General features: G+C 58.8%; 5 protein-coding genes. 1 reads left to right on the plus strand and 4 read right to left on the minus strand.

Annotation, left to right across the window (positions count from 1 at the left end):
* From Q0M74_RS11850 to Q0M74_RS11865, 4 genes are all read right to left on the minus strand, one after another.
* Positions 1-675, minus strand: a 675-nt coding sequence (locus tag Q0M74_RS11850) for a DUF1648 domain-containing protein (RefSeq protein WP_293954727.1), incomplete at its 3' end; no start/stop codon positions are given.
* A 92-nt stretch (positions 676-767) separates the two neighbouring features.
* Positions 768-2,171, minus strand: coding sequence for a dicarboxylate/amino acid:cation symporter (locus tag Q0M74_RS11855; protein ID WP_293954729.1), 1,404 nt, complete (start codon positions 2,169-2,171; stop codon positions 768-770).
* A gap of 219 nt (positions 2,172-2,390) precedes the next feature.
* The gene (locus Q0M74_RS11860) at positions 2,391-4,958 is read right to left on the minus strand and encodes an ABC transporter permease (protein ID WP_293954731.1); all 2,568 of its coding nucleotides are present in this window, start codon (positions 4,956-4,958) and stop codon (positions 2,391-2,393) included.
* Positions 4,955-5,779, minus strand: a complete 825-nt coding sequence (locus tag Q0M74_RS11865) for an ABC transporter ATP-binding protein (protein ID WP_293954733.1) — start codon at positions 5,777-5,779, stop codon at positions 4,955-4,957. Before Q0M74_RS11865 ends, Q0M74_RS11860 begins: the two co-directional genes overlap by 4 nt.
* Positions 5,780-6,112: 333 nt before the next feature.
* On the opposite strand from Q0M74_RS11865, the gene ilvD reads away from it, so the two are divergent.
* A complete protein-coding gene (ilvD, locus tag Q0M74_RS11870; protein ID WP_293954735.1) occupies positions 6,113-7,816 on the plus strand; it encodes a dihydroxy-acid dehydratase in 1,704 nt (567 codons plus the stop codon).
* The last annotated feature ends 291 nt before the right edge of the window (positions 7,817-8,107 follow it).

The following is an 8,107-nucleotide window of genomic DNA, read 5'->3' on the forward strand; positions in this document are numbered from 1 at the left end:
CCAGAATTTTCCTGCAGGCTGTCCGATGTTGAAGGTGAAGTTGGTCCCACTACCGGTATCGACCAGGATGCGTTTATCCTCTGGATCGTTGTAGAGGATTCCCCAGGTCTTCCCCTTCTCCCCGGGTGCCTTGGGGTATTTCTTCTCTACGGTCTTCTGGTCCTTGACCATCTCAAACATGAGCACGCCACACAGTGCGAAGGTCACCACCAAGAAGAATGGAAGTTCCCATCTGCCGGGGTTTGCGGTGTAGGTCCTCAACAACAAGATCATGATGCACAGGTTGAGTGCGAACATGAACCAACCGAGGTGCTTCAGGCAGGATTTATAGCCGTGCCAGGTGCGGTGTGCCTCATTGGGGGTCTTGGCACCACCGGGGCCGGTGATATAGGCAGACTGCATGGAGATCATCGCCTCTGCCCCCAGCATGCTCAGGATCAGGATGACAGGCCCCATGAGGATGTTGAAGAGAAAACCACCAAGTGACTTCTCCTGGAAGGCATCGGCCTCACCGGCGGCATTCCAGTGCACCGGCATCGGATCCGGGATTCCCGGAAAGTACACGATAACCAGAAGCAACACCACGATCACGGTGGAGACCACCGTGGCCAGGATCCATTTCCAGTCAATGGGGATCTTGGGCAGGTTAGGCATGTCTTCGATACTTTTAGTCACAAAGCATGATTTTAACAGCCCTGTGAAATAAATATCCCCCTCAGCCTATTTTGCAACGGACTCAGGGGGATGTTCCAGTCAGATCAGAAACCTCAGCTGCGGATCTCAGCAGACTGCTCCTGCTGATCACGCTCCAGCAGGACCTTGTCGGTGGCGGCACTGCCGTGTTCAGCGGCATCCCACAGTTCCTGATCCAGAATGCCGTGGCGCTTGGCTACAACAGCGGTGACCAGGGCTTGCCCGGTGACGTTGGTGGCGGTACGGCCCATGTCGATGATCGGTTCCGTAGCCAGTAGCAGGCCGACACCAGCTAGCGGCAGACCCAGGGTGGACAGGGTCAGGGTCAGCATGACTGTGGCACCGGTGGTGCCGGCGGTGGCGGCAGATCCCAGGACAGAAACCAGGATGATCAGGACGTAGTCCATGATGTCCAGCTCCAGGCCATAGAACTGTGCCACGAAGATAGCGGCGATGGCCGGATAGACGGCAGCGCAGCCATCCATCTTGCTGGTGGCACCCAGGGGCACGGCAAAGGAGGCATAGGCACGTGGGACGCCGAGTGACTGCTCAGCAACACGCTGGGTCACCGGCATGACCCCCATGGAGGAACGGGTGACAAAGCCCAGGCTGGTGACTGGCCAGACACGCTTGAAGAATCCCAGCACCGGGAGGTTGTTAAACTTCAACACCAGTGGGTAGATGACCGCCATGACGATGAACAGGCCCACGTAGATCGCGAGCACGAACTTGCCCAGGGAGCTCAGCGCTGACCAACCATAGGAGGCCACGGCATTGCCGATCAGTGCGGCGGTGCCAATCGGCGCCAGGCGGATGATCCACCACAGCACGGTTTGGATGATTGCGAGGAAGGATTCGGTGAACTTCAGGAAGGGTTCAGCAGCCTTACCTGCCTTCAGGGCGGCGATGCCCAGGGCGATGGAGATCACCAGGATCTGCAGCACATTGAAGGAGAGATTCACTGCTCCGCTGCTCTCACTGTAGGAGGCGGACAGTCCGAGGAAGTTGGCGGGGATGACGGACTGGATGAATCCCAGCCAGCTGCCCACCCGGGAGGGATCAGCCGCGGTGGTCGCGTCCACGGAGGTCCCCACACCGGGTTGCATGATGATGCCCACGGCGATGCCCGCCAGTACTGAGAAGAAGGCGGTGATGGCAAACCACACGAGTGTGGAGATCGCCAGCTTGGTGGCATTGGCTACCTGGCTCAGTTTGGCCACGCTAGTCACCACAGCGGCGAACACCAGTGGGACAACCATGACCTTGAGCAGGGAGACATAGGCAGAGCCCACACCGGACAGCAGTCCGCCGAGCCAGCTGGATTCACTGCCGGCAAGTTCGGTGTTCATGCCACGCGCGACAAAGCCAAGTATCAGACCGATGATGAGGCCGGCGATGACCTGGGCACCGAAGCCGGTCAGCCATGCTGGCAGTCCGGACCGGCTGTTCTTGGCGGGGGCACTGTGTGCGGTAGCCATGGGTAAAGCTCCTTGAAAAGAAGGGAAGAAAACTAGATGATCTTCTCAATCTAAACCCGCCATCCCCCAAAACCAGCATTAGTGTGACCAATTCAACTAGATGGTCTAAAAAGCATAGACAACTCAGTCTGCCGTCGCTCTCCCACTCCACTAACACCACAGCCTCCCCTGAGTGATAAAAAATCACAGGGGAGGCTGTCAGTAGAAAACTACCGCACGTTAATCCGTGATGGCTTCCAGCGGTGGCGTCTTGGCGGCCTTGTGTGCCGGCCACAGTGCGGCGATCACACCGACCACGGCCGAACCGCCGAGCATGAGGAGCAACTGTCCCCACGGCACCGCGACTCCGGCATCAAGCCCTTCACCAGACATCACGGTGACAAAGGCCCACCCTAACCCCAGACCGATCAACATGCCCACCACAGCACCGTAGATGGCGATCTGTACTGATTCCAGGGTGATCATGGTGCGGACCTGGCCACGCTTGGTGCCCACAGCACGGAGCATACCGATCTCCTGGCGGCGTTCAATCACGTTGAGTGCCAGGGTGTTGATGATGCCGATGATCGCCACGATCACGGCCAGAGCCAGCAGTGCGTAGAGGATGTTCATCATGACGTTGATGATCTCCACGGTCTCGCCGGCATATTCCGAGGAGGTCTTGACCTGGACCACGATGAAGTCAGCCACAGCCTCTTCAATATCGCTGCGCAGCTGCTCCTCGTCAGCACCTTCGGCACCGTTGACCAGGATCATCTGTGGAACGCCCTGGCCATCAACCATGGTTCCCTCGAAGGAGGCTTCTGAGACCATGAAGTTGCCCAGTGCCATGTTGGCACCATAGATGCCCACCAGCTCCACCTCGCCGACCGGCTGATCAGCAGCACTGATCGGATAAATCTCACCCAGTTCCCAACCAACGCTCTCGGCGAAGTCACGGGATGCGATGAAACCAGGCTCAGTCAGGTCCAGAGTGCCTTCGATATCTTCGGCCACGATGAGTTCACCGATATTGCCATCCCCGGTGAAACTCATGGATTGTGGTCCGCCGGCGAAGGAGTACTGGCCGTCAACGTCGACAAGGTTGGCACCGATGGTGGATACCGCTCCGACGTTATCCAGCTTCGCCACCTCAGCGGCTGCTTCGCGTGGCAGGGTGATGGAACCATTGTTTGGACCGGTCAGCACATAATCTGCACTGATCTGTTCCTCCATGAGGTCACTGACTGCTTCCTTCATGGTGGCAGACAGCATGCCGATCGCGGTGACCAGCGCGATGCCCAGGGTCAGGGCGAAGGCGGTGGTGGCGGTGCGGCGTGGGTTCCTGCGTGAGTTGGTGGCGGCAAGACGCCCCACCGAACCGAAGGGAGCACCCAGGATCCTGCCCAAGCCGCCCACAATTGGGATGGACAATGCTGGTGAGAAGAAGAAGGTGCCCACGATGACAAAAAGTGCACCAAAGCCCACCATGATGGAGCGCACCGCGGTTTCAGCATCAGCCATCGCTGCACCTGCGATCGCCAGGATGATACCCAATGCCAGGATGACGCCACCGGTGATGGTGCGTCCCAGCATGGAACGAACCGTGGTGGATTCAATCGAGCGCATGGCTTCCACAGGTTTCACCTGACCAGCTCGACGCGCTGGCGCCCAAGCACTGACTACGGTGACAATCGTGCCCAGAACCAGAGCCACGATCACAGCAGAGGGGGTGAGTCCCAGGCTGCTGCCCATCGGCATGCCGAAGCTGCCCAGCACTGCAGAGATCACCCACACCAGTCCCATGCCACCGAGCACGCCCAGGGCGGAGCCGATGATGCCGACGACCACTGCTTCAAAGACCACGGATTGGGTGAGCTGCTTGCGGGAGACACCCAGTGCACGCAGCAGGGCGAATTCACGCAGACGTTGCGCCACGATCATGGAGAAGGTGTTGGCGATGATGAAGGTACCCACCAGCAGGGCGATCAGGCCGAAGGCCACCAGGAAGTACTGCACGAAGCTCAGCGCGCTACGGATCTGGCCGGTGACCTCCTCCACCAGGGCTTCACCGGTTTCCACGGTGTAGTCGGGTCCCAGCTCAGGGGCAAGGATGTTAACAAGCTCCTGGGGCTCGGTGTCTTCCGTTCCGGAGACGATCACGCCGGGGACGGTCTCACCGTCCAGGTAACGCTCGGAGTAGGCGTCTTCTGTCATGGCCAGGCTGATGGCGGTGCCGGAGGTGTCACTATCCAGCTGGGTGGTACCGGTGATGGTGACGTTATAACGTCCACCGGAGTCAACCACCAGTAGTTCATCGCCGACACCCAGACCGTACTCTTCAGCAGCAAGCTGGTTGATCAGGACTTCTTCTGTGCCTTCGGGGGTGTTGCCATCGACAAGCTCCAGGGGCATACCCACAACTTCATTCGGGCCGTAGAAGATGCTCAATGATGCGCTGCCGGCTCCGGTCTGGATAGCCTTGCCATCCTCGGTGGCCAGCACGATGCTCTGGTTGCCATTGATATTGACGTTCTCAACGGACTCATGGGCACGCAGTTCCTCAAGCGTCCCAACAGGCACGCCGGCAATGGTTGCATCACTGTTGGTGGAGACAACCACATCCACACCATCAAGCTGGTCAGAGATGACCTCATCGAATGTGGAGGACAGTGCATTGGTGAACATCATGGAACCAGACACGAAGGCTGTGCCCAGCACCACGGCTAACACGGTCAGGAACAACCTGACCTTGTGCGCGGCAATATTACGCAGGCTCACCCTGCGCATGGTGGATCCTGAACTCATCGGGCAACGTCCTCAATTCCGGTCATCGTTGCCAGGATGTCATCAATCTTGGGATCAAAGAGTTCATTAACAATGCGGCCATCAGCCAGGAAGATCACACGGTCAGCATAGGAGGCTGCACGCGCATCGTGGGTCACGATCACCACGGTCTGATCATCTTTGTCCACGGCAGTGCGCAGAATATCCAAGACCTCAGCAGAGGAATTGGAGTCCAGGTTACCGGTGGGCTCATCACCGAAGATGATGTCCGGGCGGGACACCAGGGCACGTGCGCAGGCCACACGCTGCTGCTGACCACCGGACAGTTCAGCCGGGCGGTGCTTGAGACGATCGGTCAGCCCCAGGCGGGAGGTGACGGTATCAAACCATTCCTTATCCACCTTGCGGCCGGCGATGTCTGTGGGCAGAGTGATATTCTCCGCGGCGGTCAGGGTGGGCACCAGGTTGAAGGACTGGAAGATGAATCCCAGCCGATCACGGCGCAACGCCGTCATGTCCTTGTCCTTGAGCATGGACAGATCGGTCTCACCGATGAAGGCGGAACCAGCGGTTGCGGTGTCCAGACCGGCCATGCAGTGCATGAGTGTGGACTTACCGGAACCGGATGGTCCCATGATGGCGGTGAACTTGCGGGCCTCGAACTCCACGCTGACGTGATCCAGTGCGGTCACGGTGGTATCACCCTGACCATAGGCCTTATGCAGTTTCACGGCTCGTGCCGCCGCCTCGCCTGCTACCGGACGGTTGGCATCAATGTCAGTGGCCGGGGTGAAAGAGGTCTCTGACCCCTTCTCAGGTGTGCTCGCGGACTGATTGCTCATAAACTCGTGTGCTTTCCTCAAACTCTTGTGGCCCCTGCGTGTGCGAGGGGGGCTGGCTTTCAGCGGTCCATGCCGTGGGTGCCCATGGGTTGGTTGCTTATCGACGACCAACCCCCAGGGCAGTTATACCCCTGTCAATCTACCGCAGGGATACTGCATGAGAAATCGGGGAAGACCCCCATTTAGCACTGCATATCCTGCTACTACCAGTTCACAGGTGAAACCATGGAATACGCTGTGCGAAGAGTGAAAGAAGCTGGCCAATATTAGTTTCGGGGTTAACCAAACTAAACGCCATGTGTCGAAACTCACGAGGCTCACTAGAGTTGGGGCATGACTCAAGACGACAAGATCGATATCAAACCACGGTCACGCGATGTGACCGATGGCTTAGAACGAGCAGCTGCCCGCGGAATGCTCCGCGCGGTCGGCATGGGTGACGATGACTGGGTCAAGCCCCAGATCGGTGTCGCCAGTTCCTGGAATGAAATCACCCCCTGCAACCTGACGCTGAAGAAGCTTGCTGGTTTTGCCAAGGAAGGCATCCACGCCGCCGGCGGCTACCCACTGGAGTTCGGTACCATCTCCGTCTCCGACGGCATCTCCATGGGCCATGAGGGTATGCACTATTCCCTGGTCTCCCGTGAGGTCATCACCGACTCCGTAGAAACCGTCATGAGCGCTGAGCGTCTCGACGGTTCCATCCTGCTTGCCGGTTGTGACAAGTCCATCCCCGGTATGCTCATGGCCGCCGCCCGCCTGGACCTCTCCTCTGTATTCCTCTACAACGGCTCGACCATGCCGGGCACTGCAAAGCTGTCTGATGGTACCGAACAGGAAGTCACCCTCATCGATGCCTTCGAGGCTGTCGGCGCCTGCCGCGCCGGCAAGATGAGCCGCGAAGACGTCGACGCCATTGAACGCGCCGTCTGCCCGGGTGAAGGTGCCTGTGGTGGCATGTACACCGCCAACACCATGGCATCGGCTGCAGAAGCCATGGGCATGTCCCTGCCGGGTTCTGCTGCCCCACCAGCTATCCACCGCGACCGCACCCAGTATGCGCGTCGCTCCGGTGAGGCGGTATTCAACCTCCTGGAAAAGGGCATCACCGCCCGCGACATCATCACCCGCGAGTCCCTCAAGAATGCCGTGGCCGTTGTCATGGCTCTCGGTGGTTCCACCAACGCGGTGCTCCACCTGATGGCTATTGCCCATGAGGCTGATGTTGACCTCCGTCTGGAGGACTTCAACGAGATCGGTGACAAGGTCCCGCACCTGGGAGACCTCAAGCCCTTCGGCCGCTACGTGATGAACGACGTATTCAAGATCGGCGGCATCCCCGTGGTCATGAAGGCCCTGCTGGACGCAGGCCTCATCAACGGCGACTGCCTAACCGTCACCGGCAAGACTGTCGCCGAGAACCTGGAGGGCATCAACCCACCAGACCCTGACGGCCAGATCCTGCGTGCCATGGACAACCCGATCCACAAGACCGGTGGACTCACCATCCTCACCGGCAGCCTTGCACCAGACGGTGCTGTGGTGAAGACCGCCGGCTTCGACGCAGATCGCTTCGAGGGCACCGCCCGTGTGTTCAACCGTGAGCAACCCGCCATGGACGCAGTCCTCAACGGTGAGCTGAAGAAGGGCGACGTGGTGATCATCCGCTACGAGGGTCCCAAGGGTGGTCCCGGCATGCGTGAGATGCTCGCCATCACCGGCGCCATCAAGGGTGCAGGCATCGGCAAGGATGTTCTTCTGATCACCGATGGCCGTTTCTCCGGAGGCTCAACCGGTCTCTGCATCGGCCACGTCTCCCCTGAAGCAGTCGATGGTGGACCCATCGGTCTGGTGGAGGACGGTGATCCGATCCTGGTGGACATCGCTGAACGACGCATCGACCTCCAAGTGGACGATGCTGTGCTCGAGCAGCGCCGTGCAGCACTTAAGCACCCTGACAACCACCGTCTCCACGGTGTGCTGGGTAAGTACGCCAAGCTAGTGCAGTCAGCTTCCGTGGGAGCTGTCTGCTACTAAGGCAAGATAAATAGCCTTATAGCCTGACAACGACAAAAGGCCCTGGGAACAGTTCACCATGAGCTGTTCCCAGGGCCTTCTGCTGGCTCCATGTAGGAAATACAGTCCCCCCCTGAAAAAAACATCACTCCACCAAAAAAAAGGGGGTGTGTGATGACCCCAACCAGAACCACCACACACCCCAGAAACACAAAAAAGAGAAGGAAGAAACCACTAACTCGTTTCTTCCTTCCCCCCATAATCATTAAGTTTTAGGTCGGCAGTAACCTACTCTCCCACACCCTCCCGAGT

The sequence above is a fragment of the uncultured Corynebacterium sp. genome (assembly GCF_945649885.1).
Classification (GTDB): domain Bacteria; phylum Actinomycetota; class Actinomycetes; order Mycobacteriales; family Mycobacteriaceae; genus Corynebacterium.

Coding starts and splice junctions, on each gene's coding strand:
- Q0M74_RS11855 (WP_293954729.1), bottom strand. CDS start 2,171: ATGGCTACCGCACACAGTGCCCCCGCCAAGAACAGCCGGTCCGGACTG.
- Q0M74_RS11860 (WP_293954731.1), bottom strand. CDS start 4,958: ATGAGTTCAGGATCCACCATGCGCAGGGTGAGCCTGCGTAATATTGCC.
- Q0M74_RS11865 (WP_293954733.1), bottom strand. CDS start 5,779: ATGAGCAATCAGTCCGCGAGCACACCTGAGAAGGGGTCAGAGACCTCT.
- ilvD (WP_293954735.1), top strand. CDS start 6,113: ATGACTCAAGACGACAAGATCGATATCAAACCACGGTCACGCGATGTG.